The sequence below is a fragment of the uncultured Sphingomonas sp. genome, from assembly GCF_937871615.1.
In the GTDB taxonomy this organism is placed as follows: domain Bacteria; phylum Pseudomonadota; class Alphaproteobacteria; order Sphingomonadales; family Sphingomonadaceae; genus Sphingomonas.
Genome location: NZ_CALMPA010000046.1, coordinates 16,244 through 36,014 on the forward strand (window position 1 = coordinate 16,244; position 19,771 = coordinate 36,014).

Here is a 19,771-nt window from a genome sequence, read left to right on the forward strand (position 1 = left end):
CCACGGCGCCCGGTCACGCCATGCGGCCGGGCTGCCCTCTATCCGAGGTGATCACCATGTCCATCGATCCCATCTTCCACAAAATCCATGCCCTAGTTGTCCCACATGGCATCATGCTAGAACTGATGAACGAGGAGCCCGACGCGCCGCTGGGGGAGCGTATCTCCGGGCAGGCATGGGCAGGCCGCTGGTTCGAAATCACGCAGCAATCCTACAACGAGATGTTCGAGATGATGCCGCCGCGCCTCATGGCGCCGGACATGTTCGCCCTGTCCGAGTTGAAAGCCGGCGCGGTAGGTTCGGTCTTCTTCGAGATCGTCATCGCCGGCAAGAAGCGGTGGTTCCACGGCTTCTGTTGCCTTTCCGACCGAGACGCGCCCACCAAAATGCGGACGGCCATCATTCTCTGGGAGACGGGTGACGCGACCGGGCTCACCCGCGATCAGAAGCTCGATGCGATCTGGTCGTTCACGCACCGAGGCTTTCGCGGGCACCTTCGCAATGGCGACGGGGCTGCGAACGCGGGCGACCTGCGGGGGTCCCGGACGATCCTGATCTACGAACCGGGATTCGGGACCGTCCTGAAACGGCTCGCCGATCTGACCGACAACGAAATCGCCGCCGAACTCCCCCGGCATCGCGCGCGATAGGCGCCGGAGCAACCGCCGGTCCCAATAGCATCGGTCACCTGGCGGCCGGTGCTTGCGGGCCAATCGCGTTGCGCCCGCCCAAAGATGGCGCGGGAAGGGCGATCGTTCCTGTCCACCGCGCCGCCGCCTGTCCGGCGATCCATTTTTCGGTCCTCTCGTCATCACCCAGCGAGGAACATTCCATGTCCAGCATTGCATCCATACCGCGCCTTGCGGTGCGGCAATTGACCCGTGACGAAGCGGTGCGCTTTGCGACCGACGAACGCTGGCGGGCGCTCTCGATCGAGGATCGCGGCCTCTTCCAGCTTCGCCAGGACTGCCTCTGCATGCCGTTCGGCCATTTCGTCGAGGGCATGAACGCGCTGCTCGGCCGCCCGGTCTTCACCCATGAGTTCGCGGACCCCGACGCCTTGTGGGCTGAATATCAGGGTGCCGTTCCGTCACCGGCTATCGGCGCGGTCATCGAGAATCTCGAACGCCGCCTCGCCGGCTGACCCATACCCGCGTCCGCCGATCCAGCCACCTCCACACGGAGCTGGTCTAGGTCGCCTGGCACGTTCCCGCCAAGTGGGGCCACGCAAACACTTGATTGCAAATCAGATCATCAGGCCAAGGAGGACATCCAATGAGTTTCGACCCGGCCAAATATGCGCGTGCCATGGGTGTAGCGACGATACCAACATCGACGTTGATCACCTTGAGGGACAAGCTGACCGCCGTTGTGATTGAGCAAGCAAGAACACGAGCGGAGTTACTGGCAGCGAAAGGCGAGGAGTTCACCCGCGAGGAGTGGGACACTCACTTCGAGGAGAAAGATGACGCCGACGCCCAGATACTGGCGGAAATCAACTCGGAACTTGCGGCGAAGAATGTACAGGTAGTTGAATCGCATGATCTGCCGATGTTCGAGCAGGCCGATCGGTTCGTCGAATGGCTCTCTCCCACCATCGAGCAGATCGACGATTATTGCAGCGACCATGATGCGATCGACACCGATAACGGTGCGTTCGCGGTCGACGGCGAAAGCGTCGTGGAGGAGGCGGGACAATGAACGCCACCCACCATGTCCATATCTACACGGTCATCCGGGTGAAAGTCGCCGTGGAAGCTGGCGATCAGCACGACGCCCTGAAGAGAGCCGATCAGGTGTTCAGCGCGCAAGGCTTTCCCGTCCGCCTCGTTCCCGTCGGTGAGCATATCCTCGATGCCGAACCGGCTGACGAAGTGATCGGCTATCTGGTCGATGAGGTAGACGATCCCGAGTTCCTCCGTTCCACCGCTTATGATGTGGAATTTCAACCTTGCATTCCCGGAAAGGCCGCCTCGCAATAGGCTCCGGCGGCGCGGAACGCCCTGAGGCCACGGCCGCGATATGGAAGCTGTCAGCCCGGAGGGGAGGGAGTGGGGATGGGTGCGGAAGCGAACGGTTCGCTGCCCCGCGTGGAGATCCATCCCATGGCCAACACATACCTGCAAACTGCGTTCGACATTCACATCACTCCCGATGAAGCCGCGCTTCTCGCGGAATGTTTCGAGGTCGCGGACGAGATCGATTGCGGCATCCCTGGCGAGGAGTTGGACGCGGCGAGAGCCTATTATGACGAACGAAGCGCGGCTTTTCGCGCGGCCTTCCCGATCCGCACCGACGAGAACGATCCTTTCGCCGCCTTCCTCGATCTTTGGGACGATCCCGAATTCCCCCAGTTCGACGCGGACCTGTCGATCCGGACTGCCGATGACGGTCCGGGCGCTGTCGCGTTGATCAGCGGCCACCAGGTCGACGTGCGCGCGGTAGCGAACCTGATCCAGAAGACTTGCCCATCGGCCCTGCCGTTCGGCTTCGAATGGGCGTGCTATTGCGACCGCCTGCGGCCCGGAGAGCATGGCGGTGGCTATTTCGTCGTCACCGGCACCGACATCATCGGCGGTTCGACCGGCTGGCTGATGAGCGAGGCGTTGCAATCGCCGGACACGAGGCAGCCCTAAACGCTTCTCGCCCCTGAACGGGAAATCATCATGTCCACCCTGATGCCGGGCGCGTTCAATCGCGCTCTTCCGGCGCTGGCGATCGACGCCCGCGTCCGCGATGCGCTCGCCCATGGCGCGTGGGTCGCCTTCAATCTCTCCGGCGGCAAGGACAGCGGCGCGTCCGCCCATGCGGTGAGCGGCCTGCTCGACCGCATGGGCCACCCCCGCGACCGCCGCATCGCCGTCCATGCCGATCTTGGCCGCGCCGAATGGGAGACGACACCCGCGACCGTGGAAGCCATCGCCGCCCATATCGGCGTGCCGCTAATCGTAGTGCGCCGCGGCGCGGGCGACATGGTGGCGCGCTGGGAGCAAAGGTTCGCAAACGGCAAGACGCGCTACGAAGCGCTCGAAACCTATAATCTGATCGGTCCCTGGTCGTCCTCGTCGCTCCGCTTCTGCACCTCGGAATTGAAGGCGCAGGTCATCGGTCCTGAGCTCGCGCGGCGTCTGCGCGGGCAGACGATCATCTCGGTGATCGGCATCCGTCGCGACGAGAGCCGACGGCGGCGCAACACCCCGGTCTCGAAGGTCGATTCCCGGTTCGCCAAACCCGGCAACCGCCACGGCACGCGCATGATGCTCTGGCATCCACTGGTCGATTGGGCGGCCGACAGCGTGTTCGCCTGCCACGCGCGGGGCGGGGTTCCGCTGCACGAGGCCTATCATGTCCATGGCGCGACACGGCTGAGTTGCCGGTTCTGCGTGCTGGCCTCGCTACACGACCTCACCGCGTCCGTGCGTGCGCCAGCCAATCTCGATCACTATCTTCATCTGGTCGGCATGGAAGCGGTTTCGACCTTCTCCTTCCAACCGGCCCGTTGGCTCGCCGATGTTGCGCCCGACGCGCTACCGTCCGAACTTGGCGCCGCCATCGACCTGGCAAAACGCGATGCAAGCGAGCGTCGCGCGTTGGAAGCATCGATGCCGCCGGACCTGCGGTTTGTGAAGGGATGGCCGCCGCGCATCCCTACCTTGGCGGAAGCGGCCGTGATCGCAGATGCGCGCGCGCCGATCCTCGCGCGCCATGGACTTCGCGCCCTCTACCCCAACGCCGCCGCCGTCCGCGACCGCTTCGCCGAGTTGGTCGCGCTCAAGCGGGCGCGCCGCGCCTGACGGGCGCGAGCCCTCGCTTTCCTCCTCCAGCCGCGAAGGATCATCCCGATGACGAACACCACCAGATCGGATCATCTGGCGCTCCTCGAGCGGGTACGCGCCGCGCTCGAAACCTACATGCCGAACAACGACGAAATGCACGCGCTGCTGGCAGAGTTCGGCGCCGGTATCGCCGCGATCGGCAAGACCGCCGTGCCGTGGCCCATCTTCCTCCATATGGCGCAGATCACGCATGGCGGCGGTATCCTGATGCTCGCGGCGATCGACCATCGCAGCCTGCTCGCACAGGTCGCGGACTTCTGCCGGGGCCAGTGGGGCGAGATCAACGACCCGCGCGATCCGGCCACGCTCGATGATGCAACGGCGACGCGGGACTATTTCAATCGCCATCCCGAAGTCCGCCTCCAATCGCGCAAGCTGCGCGTCGATCCCGTCACCGGCATCGATCGCGAGGAACTGGAATATGGCGTCTATGTGGTGCTGTCGAACAGCCACATCACCGAGGCAACCGCATGCCTGCTCGACGAATGGGCGCAGACCGATCCGATGCAGCGTCCGCTCAGCGTCGCCGACAACCATTATGGCTGGTTCGTATCGGCCAATCCGGTGGCCCCCGCCGACCAGGACAAGCTTCCCGCCGATCTCGCCGCCGCGCTGACCTTCGCCCGCGATCAGGGCTGCACCTATCTGCTGCTCGACCGGGATGCGGGCACCACCGGCCATCTCCCCGAAAGCGAATGGTGATCGCTGCAGGGAGGGGAGGGAGTGGGGAGTGGGGCGGGCGTTGGATTGCGCCCAGATCTCAGGAGCATCGCCCATGTCCTATGATGTCGTCTTCCGGTTCCAACAGGCGCTCGACCCGTCCGCGCTGACCACCCTTGCCAACTGCCTCCATGGCCTCACCACCGCCATCGAGGATTGCCGCAACGCCGGCAAACCCCATGACAGCGATCCCGCCGTGATCCTGCTGGCGCGCCATCTCGGCGCCTTTGCCGCGACGATCGGCGGCCCGGACGTGTTGCTCCGTCGCCAGTGCATGGACGCCGTCGCCGATCTTCGCAGCAAGCCCGCGCTGATCCCGCTCGCGCACAAGGGCGTCGCTTATGATGCCCATGCCAAGAAGGTCTTCCTGAGCGAGGGCCGCAAGGCGCTGCGCCGTCTCGCCGACGCGCTCGGCCTGGCCGATGAGAGCTACGACATCCGCGTCAATCGCGGCGGCATCGCCGTCAGCGGCGAAATCACGCTGCACGGCGAGGACATCTATGTCGAACTGAGCCTCGGCTGTTTCGGCCGGGGCCGCGAAGTTCTGTATCGCCGCGTGCAGGGACGCCGCGATTATTGCGGGGACCGCAATCACTTCACGGGGGTCGAGGACCTGCTGAAACCCGATCGGTTCGCCGCCCAGCTCCGTCGCGAACTTCATCTTCCCCAACCCGACACCGTGCCGGCCCGGCTGGTCGCCTGAGGAGAACCATCATGGAAATCGTCGTGACCCGTTCCCGCATCGCGGGGACGTTGCCTTTCTATGAATATCGCGCGCTTGTTCCCGTCGAAGACGTGGCGATCGAGCGTCGGGCAAGAACCTGCGTCGTCCGGGCGCCCAAGGTCGCCGGTTCGGTTCCGTGCCTTCGGATAGCCGCCGTCATAGCGCCCGACCGCTTCTTCTCGCCGAACGATGCTGGCCGCTGTCGGCTGGCCGCTCATATCGGCACGGTTGCCAAACGGATCGAGACGCTGATCGTGCGGAACGTATTCCCGGAAATGACCGCCGATACCTTGCGGCCGGTGATCCCGGTCGAGCACGACCCCGGAGACGCGTGCGTCTGGACCGATATCGACGACCTCGCCGGTTCCTACGATCGGTTCGCGCCTGAGTGCGACCTGCTCATGGCTTTCGACTTCGGCCTGCGACAGGATTTCGAATGCCGAGCAGCCTGATCCCCGCACCGGATATCACGAAAGGACATCCCATGGATGACTCCACCCATAGCTTTGCGCTCGAGACCGCCGCCTGTCTCTGGGAAGTGGTTCTCGACCTTCGCGATCGCCCCGTAACCGATCCAGACGCTCTTGCGCTGGCGACGGCGATCGACGCCGCCTTCAAGGCCGTCGGGGCTGCGGAGATGCGGCTGACCGTCATCGGCTGGACCGGTGCGGTCGATGCCGCCTGGACGGCCGTTCGGGACAACTATGATCGATGCTTCGACTGGGACTTCGTACCCGAATGGATCGTCGCCAACATCGACTGGTCGGACCCCGGTCGACCGACGATCAGGCCGCCGGATACCGGAGGGGAGGAAGGGGGAGATGGGGGCGGTGTTGAGACCGCGTCGTTTCCGGAGGATCCCATGAAATACCCTGCCACTATCCAGACCAGTGTGGGTCAGTCGATCATCGGCAAGGTCGGCCGCCTGTTCAACGGCACCGCCACCGACGTGCTCAACTTATGTGGAATTACGAGTCACGCGTTTTCTTGAGGATTTCTGGACCTTTTGCCGCAGCTCGGCCGGGGTCGGACCGGACGGGGTCGGTTCGCCATCGAGACGCGCCAGCAGGCGATCAATAGCAGCTTGATCTCCATCGGCGGCTCGCTGCTCTTCTGCAGTGACAGGGATGGTCTTCAGGAAGTGATCGACGTTGTCCTTTGCTTCCAGAAGCTGCCCGCGCGACGATGCCTTCGGAATGTAGAAGTCGCACCGTGCGCATGCCATCCGATGCGGGCATCTGTCGAAGAACTCGAAGCTGCACCAACCATGCCCGAGATCATAGTGAAGCCAGGGGACACCCTCCTGCGGATTTTTCATTTGATCGCGATCTATCAAGACCTTGACGACCCGAGAGTTGCGTTCAAAATACCCCGCATCGGTGTATGCCTTTGCCAGCCTTGTCGGCGTGATCTTTACATAATGCTGTGTCGAATGCGGCGATCTATGGCCAAGCCACTCCTGAAGTTCCGAGAGCGTCATCGGTTCTTCGCTGTTGAACAGTTGGCTGGCAATGGTGGCGCGTGCGCGATGACTGGTGAGTTTCCCCCGAACATCATGATCGGGAATGCCGGCCTTGCCACACAGAATTGGTATCAATCGGACATTTATGAAGCTGTCGGCCATCGGAATGGCTCGAAACTGAAACAGAAATTGGACAAGGTCTCCAGTCTTGGGATCAGGGTATGCCGGTTGGACGGGGCGTATGGCCTGCCAGGCTTCAACCGCTTCACCAACTGCAGGGTCAACAGGCTTGGTGTAGCAGGCTCCGGTTTTGTGGTCGGGGACGTCGAGCAAACAGATCGGCGCGCGCGCGTCGGCATCCACGGACTGCCAGCGGATACAACCAAGTCGCAGTCGACGGATCTCGTTGTTTCTCAGCGCGGCGAACAGCCACACGACAGCTATGGCACGTATATACTCCACGTCGAAAAGAAGGCCGCTGCTGTTGGCGCGAGGGACATCTGACTTCTCGAGGTTCAGGCCGGCCCACAGCAGACGCGCCCACAGGTCATCGGCAATCACTCGGGGCTTGGGACCAAGTTTGGCGCGGATACTTTGCGGTATCGCAAAACTGCGGCCCGGATCAAAGGACCGCTCGATCCAACCCCATTCCTGACAATCGTAGAAAAAGCCACGGACCTGGCAAATCAAGCCTGCGATCGTCGTCGCTTTCACCGCTTCGCCTGCCCGTGGATGCGGCGCTGCGGGCGCCACATATTGACCGACGCGCAATTTGGCCATCGCCGAGATGAATTCCGCCGCAATGCTGCGTGTCCACTGTGCTGGCGATACGATTTCCGGATGATGGGCAGCCAGCCACCGCCCAACCTTGTAGAGTGTGGTCCGATGGCCTCTACGGGTTTCGATAGTTGTCGTTTGCGTCCAGCGCTCGATCCAGCGGCACCATTCGTCTGCCACGCCGATGTGCATGCTTTCTATCTGTTTCGTTCTCGGCGGAGCGCGATCGAGCGGCTGTTCAAGGATGCCCTGATTGGCCAAGACTTTGGAGATGGCGTAATAGTAACGCCTTTCGACGTTTGATCCTTCGGCTCGATAAGATTCCAGAATCTCCGCATTCAGATCTTCGAGGCGCGGGCTTCGATTCACGAGCAGAACCGATGATACGAACAACTTCATGTATTTTGGATCTATTCGATAGCCCCACCGGATGAGAGGTGTCGTAAGCCGCTCAATCGCGGATGCTACCGACGCGCTACCAAAAACTCGGTTTGCCAATGATTTCCTGTGTGTTGACGCCAACGTCGAATAGCCGGTGAACCAGTTGTGCAGATAGGCGACCGCGGCGATGTCCACACGGACACCAGTAGATACTCTCCTTTTATTCCGGTCGAAGAAATCGTGGGTTGTGCGGCCTAACACCGTTGCCCAATGCTGCTCTTGCCAAGCCCAATATGTGCGGTTCAACAGCAGGCATTCTCTCAGAAACACCATCATTGCGTCGTTTGGGTTCGCAGCCTCCGATCCGATGATGCCAAGTGCGTCTTCGATCGGCTTTATCAGGCGTAGAAGCCGCTCACGCTCTTGCGCGCGATGTTCAAAGCGGCTCCATTGGCCCGGCACGCGCTTTTTGAGCCACGCTTGAATGGCTGAACGCTCTCCCGCGGAGAGCTTCGGCGATCGATCATATTCGGCCGTTGCGAGTGGATTCTGCCAATGTCTCGTAGCGAGCTGAGGATCGTTCACTGTCTGCGGGTTCATTGGTCGCGCTCCGGGCTGCTTTCGACCAACATGCGGGTTCGCCATGCGTGGATCTGCTCCATGGAGCCGGCCAGTTTTCTGGAGAGATCCCTGCCAGAGAGGTGGATATACTGCTGTGTGGATGCGAGGTTCCGGTGTCCGGCGAGCTGCGCGATCTCATGTATGTCCCAACCTGCGCGAGCCAGATCCGTCAGGCAAAGATGACGCAGTGTGTGGGTCGAAAACTTGTCGAGGTCGGCCGCGATCGCGATGCGCCTGATCACCTTTGACCAGGTCCACAGCGTGATGGGCTCTCCGTAATTTCGACGTGATTCAGAAAGGAAGAGCCTGCCGCGATCACGGGCCACCCGACGTCGATGCTCAAGATAGGCGGCAAACAAAACACCGGCGGTCTCCGAGTAGGGAACGATACGGTCTCTGTTGCTCTTGCTGGTTTCGCCCCGGATCAGGATCAGACGATGTGCCGGATCGATGTCGCGCGTCTCAATGGCGCAAAGTTCCTCGCGCCGCAGAGCGGCATCATATGCAATCGCCAGCATGCATCTATTACGGATGGGCTCATCCTTTGCGCACAGGAGAAACCGATGCCATTCTTCATCCGAAGGAATCCAGGGCAAGCTCTTATGCCGGCGGATCAGACCGCGGTCCCGCTTCGGACTAAAGGGCCTGTTTGGGACAAACCGACCACGTCCCACGGGATTATTGGTTCGAACCCCTTCTTCAACCAGGTAATCGAAGAATAGCCGAATGGCCGTAAGCCGCTGATGCAACGTGGCGCTGGAAAGGCCGGATGTAGATTGCGCTGCGTCCCGTACTGACTTCCTGGCGCCTGGAAGCGTCCGCAGGTGAGCTACATAACTGGCAATGTTGGGCCGGGTTGCAGCGCTTGCTGCGACATCGTTCGCCTCGCACCATCGTAGAAACTGCTCGAGGCCGCGACCGTAGGCCTCCACGGTATTGGAGGCCAAACCAAGCATGTGCTGAATATCGAGCCACTCTTTCCCATTCACGTGGCGAGAGGTGAGGGGGAAAAGTTGCCATCGGATATTCACGGCAGTCATGTGAGCACCCCGTCCGGTCCGACCCCGGCCGAGCTGCGGCAAAAGGTCCAGAAATCCTCAAGAAAACGCGTGACTCGTAGGTCTTAGCTTCTCACGCCCAGCCACGAATTCCAAATAACATAGCGAATTGCTCCAGAACGCTCGACGTGCCGGAGCATCCCGGATCGAGATTGAGAAACTCGCCACCGAACGCGGGCCAATCCTCACGGTGCGCGATGATGGGCGCGGCATCGCCGATCCGGCGAAGTTCCTGACGTTGGGCGATTCCGGCTGGGACGCTTCCATCGCCAGGTCCGAAGATCCGGCTGGGATGGGGGTGTTCAGCCTCGCTGGTCGCCATGTCACGGTGCGATCCCGCCCGGTCGACAGCACCGAGGGCTGGCAGGTGACAATCCCTCCCGAAGCCTGGGAGAGCAGCCTGCCGCTCGATGTTGTCCCCGCTGAGATCGTGCAGGGCACCGAAATCGATATCGATCTTCCCGATGGCTGGGTTCCGCACCTGGACAGCGCGGTGAAATCCGCCGCGACCTATTTCCCGCTTCCTGTAGTCTTCGACGGGGTAATGCAGGCCCGATCCGACTTCCTTCAGGGTGCTGAGCGTGTCGAAGACTGGGGCGGGTGCCGCATCGGTGTGTTCAAGAATGCGATCCGTGGCGACAGGGTCCGCATGAACTTTCACGGGCTGACCGTGCCGTGCAAACTGCCATACGCGCATGATGCTGAAGGCGGTGATGGCTGGGACGTCCGCGTGGAGATCGTGGATGCGCCGGATCTCCAACTCGTGTTGCCTGCTCGCAAAGAGATGGTCGAAGGCGCGGCTCTCGATGCGCTGCGCGTAGCCTGCGAGGCGGCAATCTACCGGACTATTGCTCGCAAGGGCCATCACCGCCTGCCATTTAAGAGCTGGCAGCGTGCTCGTGATCTCGGCATTCTTCTTCCCGAGGCTTCCCCCTGGCTCGACGAATGGTGCCCCCGCGCCGCAGATGACGACGCCGTCATGCGAGGCGACCGGATCGCTGGCGAGCCGATGATCATTCTGCCCTATGAAGATGCCCATATCGAGCAATGTATGGGCCGGGCGATCGGGACCGGAGGCTTGTGCGGGGCAAAGCCCGTCCGACCGGTCGACGCCTTCAAGGGCTATGCCTGGTATGATGCCCTCCCACGTGTCTTTGCCCCCAACTTCCGGATCGCGCGCGGCGAGGAGCGGATCGATTACGATGGGAAGCGGGAACGCCCTCACGAATTGGAGTCCGGACACGTCGACGGGCTGACTCTTGAACTGGCCGTGCAAGATTCCGGCGATCCGCTGGCCACCATCGAGGTGATCGAACTGCCCGTCGATGTGGTTATTGCGCCCGGTGACATCTGGGCCGGTCTGGGCGAGACGTCGATCTTGCTCGGCCCCGACTGCGCGATCGCTCCCGCCGATCTCGCCTGGCTCATCGAAGCGGCGTGTTTCTGTCCCGGCGACGACAGCAATGACGACAGCTACGAGACCCAGCAGTGCAGATTCGAGATCGAGGCGCGCTTCATCGCGAACAATCTCCTGCTCGGCGAGGATGCCGCGTTGCTTGCCCGCGTGCGCGACGCGATGATCGAACATGTGACCTGGCTGGTGCCGACGGGGCGTTCGGTCAGCGTGGCCGCAAACGACTGGACCGTCGAGGTGGCCTTCGCCGACAACGATCCGGGGCCGCTTCCCGCCGCCGCCTGACCTCCTTCCCACCGATGCGATCAACCGGGCGGTCTCAGGATCGCCCGGTTGCTTCGCGTGCCGACAAGGAACCGCCGCCATGACCGAAGATGATTTCGACAAGCTGGTCGACGACGCGACCCACGCGGTCAATAACCTGATCCCCGCCCACCTGCTCGATGGAATGACCGCAGGCCAGAGGTCGGACCTGTTGGTCCAGGTCAACGATGCCCTGACCCCGACCCTCCGGGATTTGATGGAGCCCACCGATGAGCCCGGCGAGGAGCGCCCGCAAACCCGCCCCCGCACGATGTCGGCGTTCGTCACCGAGTTGATCGAAACCCATATGGCAAAGTGCGAATGCGCCGGAGAACATCCGGACGACCGGCCACCGCATATCATCTCCGAGGCGTTCGGCACCCACGCCAATGTCGAAAGCATCTCGACCGCCGGCAACGAGATCGCCGCAGCGATCCTCCTCGTGCTCGACGATGGCACCGCGTTTCGGTTCACCATCGAATGCGTGGAGCGTGTGTGATGGCGATCCCCGAGCATTTCCGCACCAATTTCCAAACGCTGCTGCGAGCCGCTGCAGACAAAGCGCTCGCGCTCATGGAATGCAACGACGCAGCCACCGGCGAGCCGCGCTACGTCCTCTGCGCGGTCGGACGCGACCAGGGCAACTACGTCGTGACGCCCTTCGGCCATCTCGCTGACGGCAATCCCTATGAGCACTATCTGCCGCCCGATGTGCCCGGTGGTTCCCAAGGCCGCGCCAATCCCGTCAGCGGAAGCCCCGCTGCGCTATCCCCATCACCCGGAACGCGCCGAAAAGGCGGCAGGAGATCGCCATGAACGGTCTATCCACGGCCCGCGCCACGCTGGCCACGTTCGGAAACGCCTATAGCGTCGCGGTCCGGTTGCGCGAGACGACCGGACGGAACCAGTACGTCGTGCGGACCGGCAATGCGTTCCAGCCGTTCCGCGTCACGACCGCGCTGCCGGCGAACGACGAAGATGTGCTTGTCCAGGTCGCTTGACCGGACGCCTCATTCCCTCACCTGACCGGAGAACCGACATGCCCATCAGCAATATGGCTGCGCTCGCCGACATCGTGCTCGGCGACGCAGAAGCCCTCGCGCGCGCCTACCATGAGATTACGGTCCAGCGCCTTGGCGACTTCGAAAGCGAAGACGCGCGCCGCCGCTGCGCCATTGCCGTCCGGGCGGTCGGCATGGCCGCCGATCCTGACGCTTATAGCACGGCCTATGCCCGAATCGCGGGCCGTCCGACCGCGCCATCGAAGCCGCCTGTCACGCTGGTGTGCAACCGCTGTGGGAGCGCCGACGTGGTGCGCGATGCCTGCGCCCAATGGGATGAGGCAACGCAGCAATGGGAGCTCGCCGGGGTGTATGATTCCACGACCTGCCAGACCTGCTCGGCCGAGAGTGACGACCTTTGCGCCTGGGTCGCATGCGTGCCTACCCCGCCATCGCCCATTCCCGTTTGCCGCCGTTGCGGAAGCGATCGGATCGTGCGCGACGCCGGTGTGCGCTGGGACGCGCGATCAGGGCAATGGGTGTTGGTCGACCTTGATGACTGCGCGTTCTGCGAGGCGTGCGAAGAGGAGGGCGATTTGCTGGTCCGCTGGTCGTCGACCGATGCGCCGGAATCGGCCACATCCCTTGAGGATGAGCCCGACACCGACGCCGATCACGTCATCGCGCTCTTCAAGGCGCTCTGCGCGCTCGAGGCCGAGGTGCAACGGGTCAGGGAGCGGCTTCCCGAAGTCGACACCGTGATCAATCGCGGACTTGTAGAGGCAGCGCAGCAGACGGTTGAGGCGTACTTCCAACGCCTCTCCGCCCGGCTCGGAGACGGATGATGGCCCATCTCAGCAAGCAGAGGCGTTTGCGGGACACCGGACCCCGGACCGTTGCGACCAGATCGGACGAGGCGGCTTGCCCGTCACCGCCCGCCCGGCGGCCATCACCCCAGGTGGACTTGCGCTGGCGAGACGAGAATTACGGTTCAGTCTATGCGGTCGCCGCGTTTCGGAACTACGCCGATACCAGCGACTGGAGCGAACGGACGTTCCAGCGCTTCCGGGGCTGTCTCAGGCGCGCCGGCTTTGAAATCCACCACGGGCGCGCCGCCTATATCGCCACGAAAGGCGATGGCCCGAGCCGGAAGCGCGCGCTCTGCGACGAACTCGCCGCCGCCGGGTTCGACATCGCTCACGGTGACGTCCGGGGCGTGACATGATGGCCGCCCGCCCGTCTATCGCATTCCAGTGCCTGCGATTGCTGCGGGGGCGCTTGCTGGCTGTCTGTTTCGGCGCTGGCGTGGATTCCACCGCGATGCTGGTGGCGCTCCGTCTCGCGGGCATCCGTCCGCACGTCATCACCTTCGCCGATGTCGGCGAGGGCGAGAAACCGGAGACCATGGTTCATCTCGATCGGATGAACGCCGTCCTGATCTCCTGGGGCTGGCCGCAGATCTCGACCTGCCGGAAGATTCCGCTCGCTTCGACCGGCTATGACAGCCTCTACGGCAATTGCCTCGCCAACGAGACGCTGCCGTCGCTGGCGTTCGGGATGAAAAGCTGTTCCCGTAAATGGAAACAGATTCCGCAGGACCAATTCATCAAGGGCGCACGGTCCGGTCCGAATGCCGCGCGGCCTCATCCGGTCTGGGTCGAGGCGCAGCGGACCGGTCAGCGCATTCTCAAACTGATCGGCTATGATTGCGGGCGCGCGGACCTGCGCCGATCGCGCAACCTGGCCATGGCCGATGCCGATTTCGACTATGCCTATCCGCTCCAGATGCTCGGCTGGAGGCGCGAGGACTGCATCGAGATCATCACGGACGTGCTCGGCGCCGATTATGTGCCGATCAAATCGGCCTGCTTTTTCTGTCCCGCTTCCAAGATCTGGGAACTGTTCTGGCTAGCGGCACACCATCCCGATCTGCTCGATCGTGCGCTTCTGCTCGAACGCAATGCCCTGACCGGCCGCCATAGCCGGTTCGACGAGGTCGAGTTCGGGGCGACCTGGGAAGAAATGGTCGGCAATGCCGATCGCTTTCCGAGCACGAGCACCACCGTCGGCCTCGGACGCAGTTTCGCCTGGAACCAATGGGCACGGGTCAACGATGTCGTCGACGAAAGCTATCGCGTTCGGCGCGACGCGGCGGATCGCGCCCGTTTCGAGATTCGGGCCGCCGAATTGCGGACCGCAGGCAACGCCGATGACCGGCGGTTTCCGGTTCGCCCTTGGTCGCTCGCGGCGTGACGGCTCCCACTTCCTTTCCACTGCCGATGTTCCGGCGCCGGTCGCCCGTTCTGACGGTCGGCTGCATCCGCGCGCGGGAACGCCGGCTCCAGCGAGGACAATGCCATGCCAGACGTCATGGAAGTCACCGTTTTCAGGTTCGAGGAGCTCCCGGAGAGGGCCAAGGAGACCGCCCGCCAATGGTATCGGGAATCGTGCCTCGACTATGACTGGCATGACGACACGTTCGAGGATTTCGCACGAATCTGCGAGATTCTTGGCGTCTCGCTCAAGACCACGCCCGTTCGACTCTATGGCGGCGGCACGCGCGATAAGCCCAGAATCTACTTCTCCGGATTCTCTTCGCAAGGTGACGGTGCCTGTTTCGAGGCAAGATACCGATATGCGCGCGGTGCACATCGCGAAATCCGGGCGTATGCGCCGCAGGACGAGGAACTGCATCGCATCGCGGATGCCTTCCGCGATGTCCAGCGCCGGAGTTTCTATCAACTTACGGCCGACGCGACGCACCAGGGTCGGTATTATCACGAATATTCCATGTCGGTCGCTGTCGAGCGAGGGGATACGCATTACGGTGACGCCAGCGAACACGCCGAAAACGCGATAGCCGAGATTCTGCGGGACCTCGCGCGCTGGCTCTATCGAGCACTCGAAAAAGAATATGACTATCTGACGTCCGACCCGGTGGTCGACGAAGCGATCGCTGCCAACGGCTTCCGGTTTACCGAAGCTGGCGGCCGTTTGGCGAAGCTGTAGATGCATATGTCCCATATCGCATCGTGCAAGCGCGCCACGCTCGCCAACCCGATCCCCCAAAGACCCCCCTTCGAGGATTCCGCCCGGACGGAAGCGCGGACGCTCGAAAACGAAACCCGCTGCCTGGCATGACGAACTCTGCAGCCTGGCGTCTGACCCATTGCTGAAAGGAATGCGAGATGGACGCGCACCCTTGCCTCGGACTCGTGATGAACGTGCCCGAATTCTTCGCCGACCCGGCGTTCCGGCGCTGGCTCCAAAACGACAATCCCAAGTTCACCCGGTGTCGCGATGGAGCGATCGACGAATGGCCGGACGTGGTCGTGCTGGTCGACCCGAGCCTGACTGGCGAGGGTAGCGACTCCGATATGCCGAAGGCGTTCTGGACCCGGATCGTCGACGCCTGCCAGGAGCATCTCGGCATCGGGACTGATCAGTGGACGCACTATATGGTCCGGCTGACGAATCTCGGCGATTGATAGCGGTCTGCGGCTCCGCGATTCCTGACCCCGCTTGCAGGAGGGGAGGGGGAGGCGAGCGGGGGATAATTCCGTCCGTGGGGATTCAATATGCACACCGCCCAACTTGCGCAGCCCGATAACCCTCCACTTTCGGTCTTCATTTCGGGGTCGATCTCCATCAGGCAGCCGCTTTCCACGCTGGTCATGGATCGCCTCGCCGGGATCGTCGAGCGCTCCATGCCCATCCTGATCGGCGACGCCCCAGGGGTCGATGCTGCCGTTCAGTCTTATCTCGCCCGGCAGCGCTATAACCACGTCACGATCTTCTGCGGCGGTGGACTGCCCCGGCACAATATCGGTGGATGGCCGGTCCGTACGGTCCGCGCCGATGCTCCGGCCAGGACGCGCGCGTGGCATATGGCGAAGGACCGCGAAATGGCCCGCCTCGCTGATACCGGATTCGTGATCTGGGACGGATCGAGCCGCGGCAGCTTCGCCAATATCGAGCGACTCTGTCGGCGCGGATGCTATGTCCTCATCTACCTCGACCGGGAACAACGCTTCGTCTCGCTCGAATGCGATGCTGTACGGGAGGTGTTCCTTGCATCGCATCGGCCGGGCTGATCAGGATGCGCGGGTGGCCGTATGTCCGGGTGACCTGATGTGCCGCGCGCACGCTGAACTCATTCCGATGAACTGCTTTCCGTTCACGCGGATAGCGAGCGGGACGTTTGGCGCAGGGCCTGACGATCTGCACGTCGGCGCGGAGGGGAGGGGGATTGGGGCGGATGGGATGCAATACGCGGGTAGTTTGGCCGGCGGGTGCGTCCGATCCTTTCCAAGCATGGAGGCTCCCGTGGTTCACGTCGCTCCCCCTATCTCGAATATCCATCATTGCTTCGGCGTCATTCTTCACCATCGCGCAGAGTGGTGGTTCGTCGAATTTCCTGGTTACGATCTGACCCCGATCCGCGTGCTCCCGCTCACCGGCGGGATCTCCGACGCGTTGCGAGACTCCCTGCGTCGGCGGAGAGCGGATCCGGCGCTCGGTAATGAAATCGCGACCGTCTATCCTGGTTACGAATGTTGGTGCGGCGATTTCTCGCTGGTCCGGTCTGCAGTCGACCCAGAACGCTTCGACATAGCCGCGCATCCGTGGGGCGCCGACGCGGGGGAACTCGATGCGCGGCTTGCCCGGACGATGGTGGAATCGACACTGTTCCCGATACCCGCCGGCTTCATCTCGGTGTTCGGGATGCTGCCGAACGAGAACGTTCCCGTGCTGGCGATCCGGGCGAGCAGCTACCTATGCGCGACCTTCGAACTCATCACCGCGCGCTATATGCCGAGCTATCGGCCGCGCTCGCCATGGCGGGATATTTCGAACGACGCGGTGAGCGAGAGCGGGTGCGAAATTCTCGGCTGGACCCCGTGACTGACTGGATCAGGCCCACCCGTTCCTAGCGCTGCCTTCTCTTGTTGGAGGGAAGGGGGCGGCGGGGAGGTGGCCATTTGGCCGGGAATTGCGTGCAATCCGCCGAGCAGATTGGCGGCGATTTGCGTCGTTCCCCTCTTTCGATCATGTCATCAGGAGATTCGCTATGCGACTCATGGACGAACTGGCCGCGCGCCGGTGTCTTTATCCTCGGCCGCTTCCCACCGCGCCGGCGCTCATGGTGATCGACGTTCCGAAGAAATGGGCCGGGGCAAACCTGCCGCTCGGTCGCTTTTATCCAATCATCATTGAGAGCGATGAGGAGCTTTCCGAGCTCGAAGCCTATCTCGCCGCGCCACGGACCACGCCCATCGTGCCGGACCTGCTCGCCACGCGCCCGAGCAGGCTTATCGCAAGCGCGATCACCTTCTTCGAGTTTGCGCCCCCTGCCGTTGGCTGGCCGTGGTTCCTCGTTGCTCATTGGCCGGAAGATCTGGCGGCGATCAGCGCGTCACTTGGACCGGACATGCTCGCTCGAAACGCATATACGTTCGAGACGTTCGCGAGCCGCGACGAACTGATTGCGGCAGCCTCCGCTCTCGCCGGACTATTGGGCGGGGCGAGCGTGATCTGCAGCTATTCGGAAATGTCGGACACCGGAAACGCGTGATGCGTTGCGATTTGCGGCGAACATTCCGGCGAGACTGGCGGAAATTCCCGCCGGGGCGGGTGATCGCACTCGCCGGATATTCCATCGAGCGCGATCAACGACCCTGATTGCGCGCGGCGATCACGGGCCGATACATGTCGGCGCGCGCCTTCATGAGATCCGCCAGCCAAACGAGATGCGAGGCGGCGTCGGCGAGGGGAAGGTGCGCTACCGCATCGAACATCGCCCGCTGATAGGGCACGCCACGGTCGAGGATATCGCTCATCTTGACACGGCCGGGGCTGTCCGGATCGGTGATCTCCGCATTGGCTTCGAAAGCCGCCTCCAGGAAGGCCTCCGCCAATTCCTGCGCTTCGTAATAGCCGCCATCAAGACCTTCCGATCGCGCTATGGTCGCCAGCTTCCGGCGGACGAAGACGATATCGGGGTCCACCGCTGCGTCATCGAGCGGCAGGTCGAAATCGTATTCCGCGAGATATTTCTCGATCATAGTTGCGCCTCCTGCTATTGGGCGGGATCGGAACATAATACGAACGACAGGGCAAGTAAAATCCTGCTGCTCGCTGAACGCGAGATCAGTTTCTCGGGAGTGACGGCCCGTTCCAGTTACCCGCCGCAAGGGCCGCCGACGGCTGGGTTTTGCGCCGCCGGGGGAATGACGGCGGTCCGCCGACCGCCCGGGCGCGACACAACCATATCCAGCCCGAACCATCCTTCCGCGAGTCCCCGCCCGGCTCCCATCAACCCCCGACGCTGACAAGTGCGATCCCGCGCCTCCGACCCCGACGCTTAATCGCAAACCGGAAGGGCCCGTGCGGCAATCGGTGAGGCGCTTCTGCCGCCGCGTCGCTGGCGGGGTGCGTCGGGGACGCCGCACCCCGCGATCGCCTCCCGGACCAAGTCGTTCATCGCATCCTACACCGCCCTCGCAGGGTCTCGGCGTGCCGGGGCTGGTTCGGGAAAGCAAGGGCTGCCTCCGGCCAAGAAAATCTAGGAGAAAATGGGCCTGCCGACGTTGTTCTTTAGGTCAGAGTGTCGGCAGGCCCATTTTCTCCAAGATTTTCTAAAGGCCGCAGCGCGACGTCCCTTGCTTTCCCGAACCAGCCCCGGCCCTTGAGCCCCGGCGAAGGCGGCTCCGGATGCGATGAACGACAGCCTCCGCCCCGTCCGAAGGCGATCAAGAAGGAATGCCTTCGGCATGCGTCTTTTGAGGGGACGCTACCGCGTCCGTTTTTGTTGGCTCAGGCTCACCAGATGCGATGAAATTGTGTCAAGAAAACAGTGATCTATGTCAATATTGAGGGGTGTAGTAAAAGAAATGCGCGTTAGGGGACGTAACGCCCAAACGCAAAAGATGAAGGAGATAGATAAAATGAAAATCGGTTACTTCAAACTGGATGAGAAAGTGAATGAAACCATCGGAAAGGTGGTGACGAGAACCCTTCGCTTTCCCATTCTGATCTTGCGGAGGGTCGAAGATCGCCGCAGCGACGCGGCTCCGATCTTCGAGATTTTCGAGCCGAACAGCATGGGCGAGGAAGTCGGCATCGGCGCTGTCTGGGAACGCCGGATGAAGGCGACCGACGAGGTTTTCCTGTCCGGCATGATCGACGATCCAAGCTTCCCGGAACCTCTCCCGATCGCGCTATTCGGCGACGAGTTCAACGGTTTCGACGTGCAATGGCGACGTGAGCGTGAGCCGCAGACCTACGGCAACGGCGCGATGGCTGGCGGCTACGGCCAGCAACGCCGCAGCGGCGGGCAGCGATCCGGCGGGAGCGGCTTCGCGGGTGGCAGCACGGCGGGCACGAATGGCGAATATGTCGGCGCTGGTCGCAGCGTTGATGAGGAGGTGCCCTTCTAAGCCTCGACCAAGGCGGGCCGGGGAAGCGCTGGAAC

At 62.7% G+C, this 19,771-nt stretch carries 26 protein-coding genes; 23 read left to right on the plus strand and 3 right to left on the minus strand.

The window, feature by feature from the left end; all coding sequences use genetic code 11:
- Nucleotides 1-20: 20 nt before the first annotated feature.
- The 10 genes from Q0316_RS12920 to Q0316_RS12965 all read left to right on the plus strand — a co-directional run bounded on the left by Q0316_RS12920 (nt 21) and on the right by Q0316_RS12965 (nt 6,271).
- Complete coding sequence (locus Q0316_RS12920; RefSeq protein WP_298673123.1) at nt 21-650, plus strand: DUF1419 domain-containing protein; 630 nt, start codon at nt 21-23, stop codon at nt 648-650.
- A 182-nt stretch (nt 651-832) separates the two neighbouring features.
- Complete coding sequence (locus Q0316_RS12925) at nt 833-1,144, plus strand: hypothetical protein (protein WP_298673126.1); 312 nt, start codon at nt 833-835, stop codon at nt 1,142-1,144.
- Between the two features lie 131 nt (nt 1,145-1,275).
- Nucleotides 1,276-1,701 (plus strand): hypothetical protein, encoded by a 426-nt coding sequence (locus tag Q0316_RS12930; protein ID WP_298673127.1) that lies wholly within the window; start codon nt 1,276-1,278, stop codon nt 1,699-1,701.
- On the plus strand, nt 1,698-1,982 hold the full coding sequence (locus Q0316_RS12935) for a hypothetical protein (RefSeq protein ID WP_298673129.1): 285 nt from the start codon (nt 1,698-1,700) through the stop codon (nt 1,980-1,982). The genes Q0316_RS12930 and Q0316_RS12935 overlap by 4 nt, the downstream gene beginning before the upstream one ends.
- 75 nt (nt 1,983-2,057) lie before the next feature.
- On the plus strand, nt 2,058-2,636 hold the full coding sequence (locus Q0316_RS12940) for a hypothetical protein (protein WP_298673131.1): 579 nt from the start codon (nt 2,058-2,060) through the stop codon (nt 2,634-2,636).
- Nucleotides 2,637-2,666: 30 nt separating this feature from the next.
- Entirely contained in the window at nt 2,667-3,794 is a 1,128-nt protein-coding gene (locus Q0316_RS12945) for a phosphoadenosine phosphosulfate reductase family protein (protein ID WP_298673133.1), read from the plus strand.
- A gap of 48 nt (nt 3,795-3,842) precedes the next feature.
- Nucleotides 3,843-4,538 (plus strand): hypothetical protein, encoded by a 696-nt coding sequence (locus Q0316_RS12950; RefSeq protein WP_298673135.1) that lies wholly within the window; start codon nt 3,843-3,845, stop codon nt 4,536-4,538.
- A 73-nt stretch (nt 4,539-4,611) separates the two neighbouring features.
- Nucleotides 4,612-5,259, plus strand: a complete 648-nt coding sequence (locus Q0316_RS12955) for a hypothetical protein (protein WP_298673138.1) — start codon at nt 4,612-4,614, stop codon at nt 5,257-5,259.
- A gap of 11 nt (nt 5,260-5,270) precedes the next feature.
- On the plus strand, nt 5,271-5,732 hold the full coding sequence (locus tag Q0316_RS12960; protein WP_298673141.1) for a hypothetical protein: 462 nt from the start codon (nt 5,271-5,273) through the stop codon (nt 5,730-5,732).
- A complete protein-coding gene (locus tag Q0316_RS12965; RefSeq protein ID WP_298673142.1) occupies nt 5,717-6,271 on the plus strand; it encodes a hypothetical protein in 555 nt (184 codons plus the stop codon). Before Q0316_RS12960 ends, Q0316_RS12965 begins: the two co-directional genes overlap by 16 nt.
- Here the strand turns inward: Q0316_RS12965 and Q0316_RS12970 are convergent.
- Together Q0316_RS12970 and Q0316_RS12975 are read right to left on the minus strand one after the other, a co-directional pair.
- Nucleotides 6,239-8,500, minus strand: coding sequence for a tyrosine-type recombinase/integrase (locus tag Q0316_RS12970; RefSeq protein WP_298673143.1), 2,262 nt, complete (start codon nt 8,498-8,500; stop codon nt 6,239-6,241). The two genes, Q0316_RS12965 and Q0316_RS12970, sit on opposite strands and share 33 nt — an antisense overlap.
- Nucleotides 8,497-9,561 carry a tyrosine-type recombinase/integrase gene (locus tag Q0316_RS12975; RefSeq protein ID WP_298673144.1) on the minus strand — a complete coding sequence of 355 codons (1,065 nt, stop codon included), beginning with the start codon at nt 9,559-9,561 and terminating at the stop codon, nt 8,497-8,499. The genes Q0316_RS12970 and Q0316_RS12975 overlap by 4 nt, the downstream gene beginning before the upstream one ends.
- Before the next feature lie 127 nt (nt 9,562-9,688).
- Here Q0316_RS12975 and Q0316_RS12980 point away from each other — a divergent pair, with 127 nt between their 5' ends.
- The 12 genes from Q0316_RS12980 (at nt 9,689) to Q0316_RS13035 (ending at nt 17,872) form a co-directional block, all read left to right on the plus strand.
- A complete protein-coding gene (locus Q0316_RS12980) occupies nt 9,689-11,278 on the plus strand; it encodes an ATP-binding protein (RefSeq protein ID WP_298673147.1) in 1,590 nt (529 codons plus the stop codon).
- A 79-nt stretch (nt 11,279-11,357) separates the two neighbouring features.
- Nucleotides 11,358-11,795 (plus strand): hypothetical protein, encoded by a 438-nt coding sequence (locus Q0316_RS12985; RefSeq protein WP_298673148.1) that lies wholly within the window; start codon nt 11,358-11,360, stop codon nt 11,793-11,795.
- Nucleotides 11,795-12,112, plus strand: coding sequence for a DUF6117 family protein (locus Q0316_RS12990; protein WP_298673149.1), 318 nt, complete (start codon nt 11,795-11,797; stop codon nt 12,110-12,112). The genes Q0316_RS12985 and Q0316_RS12990 overlap by 1 nt, the downstream gene beginning before the upstream one ends.
- Nucleotides 12,109-12,297, plus strand: coding sequence for a hypothetical protein (locus Q0316_RS12995; RefSeq protein ID WP_298673151.1), 189 nt, complete (start codon nt 12,109-12,111; stop codon nt 12,295-12,297). The genes Q0316_RS12990 and Q0316_RS12995 overlap by 4 nt, the downstream gene beginning before the upstream one ends.
- 38 nt (nt 12,298-12,335) lie before the next feature.
- Entirely contained in the window at nt 12,336-13,142 is an 807-nt protein-coding gene (locus tag Q0316_RS13000) for a hypothetical protein (protein ID WP_298673153.1), read from the plus strand.
- Between the two features lie 113 nt (nt 13,143-13,255).
- A complete protein-coding gene (locus tag Q0316_RS13005) occupies nt 13,256-13,522 on the plus strand; it encodes a hypothetical protein (RefSeq protein WP_298673156.1) in 267 nt (88 codons plus the stop codon).
- A gap of 53 nt (nt 13,523-13,575) precedes the next feature.
- A complete protein-coding gene (locus Q0316_RS13010; RefSeq protein ID WP_298673158.1) occupies nt 13,576-14,550 on the plus strand; it encodes a hypothetical protein in 975 nt (324 codons plus the stop codon).
- 105 nt (nt 14,551-14,655) lie between these two features.
- Complete coding sequence (locus Q0316_RS13015) at nt 14,656-15,306, plus strand: antitoxin of toxin-antitoxin stability system (RefSeq protein WP_298673160.1); 651 nt, start codon at nt 14,656-14,658, stop codon at nt 15,304-15,306.
- A gap of 209 nt (nt 15,307-15,515) precedes the next feature.
- Nucleotides 15,516-15,785: a hypothetical protein gene (locus Q0316_RS13020; RefSeq protein ID WP_298673161.1), complete on the plus strand. Its 270-nt coding sequence runs from the start codon at nt 15,516-15,518 to the stop codon at nt 15,783-15,785.
- Nucleotides 15,786-15,875: 90 nt separating this feature from the next.
- Entirely contained in the window at nt 15,876-16,391 is a 516-nt protein-coding gene (locus Q0316_RS13025) for a hypothetical protein (RefSeq protein ID WP_298673164.1), read from the plus strand.
- Entirely contained in the window at nt 16,369-17,202 is an 834-nt protein-coding gene (locus tag Q0316_RS13030) for a hypothetical protein (RefSeq protein ID WP_298673167.1), read from the plus strand. The genes Q0316_RS13025 and Q0316_RS13030 overlap by 23 nt, the downstream gene beginning before the upstream one ends.
- A 175-nt stretch (nt 17,203-17,377) precedes the next feature.
- Nucleotides 17,378-17,872 (plus strand): hypothetical protein, encoded by a 495-nt coding sequence (locus tag Q0316_RS13035; protein WP_298673169.1) that lies wholly within the window; start codon nt 17,378-17,380, stop codon nt 17,870-17,872.
- A gap of 94 nt (nt 17,873-17,966) precedes the next feature.
- Here the strand turns inward: Q0316_RS13035 and Q0316_RS13040 are convergent, their stop codons facing one another.
- On the minus strand, nt 17,967-18,362 hold the full coding sequence (locus Q0316_RS13040; RefSeq protein ID WP_298673170.1) for a hypothetical protein: 396 nt from the start codon (nt 18,360-18,362) through the stop codon (nt 17,967-17,969).
- Between the two features lie 864 nt (nt 18,363-19,226).
- On the opposite strand from Q0316_RS13040, the gene Q0316_RS13045 reads away from it, so the two are divergent.
- The gene (locus tag Q0316_RS13045) at nt 19,227-19,736 is read left to right on the plus strand and encodes a DUF736 domain-containing protein (protein WP_298673173.1); all 510 of its coding nucleotides are present in this window, start codon (nt 19,227-19,229) and stop codon (nt 19,734-19,736) included.
- The last annotated feature ends 35 nt before the right edge of the window (nt 19,737-19,771 follow it).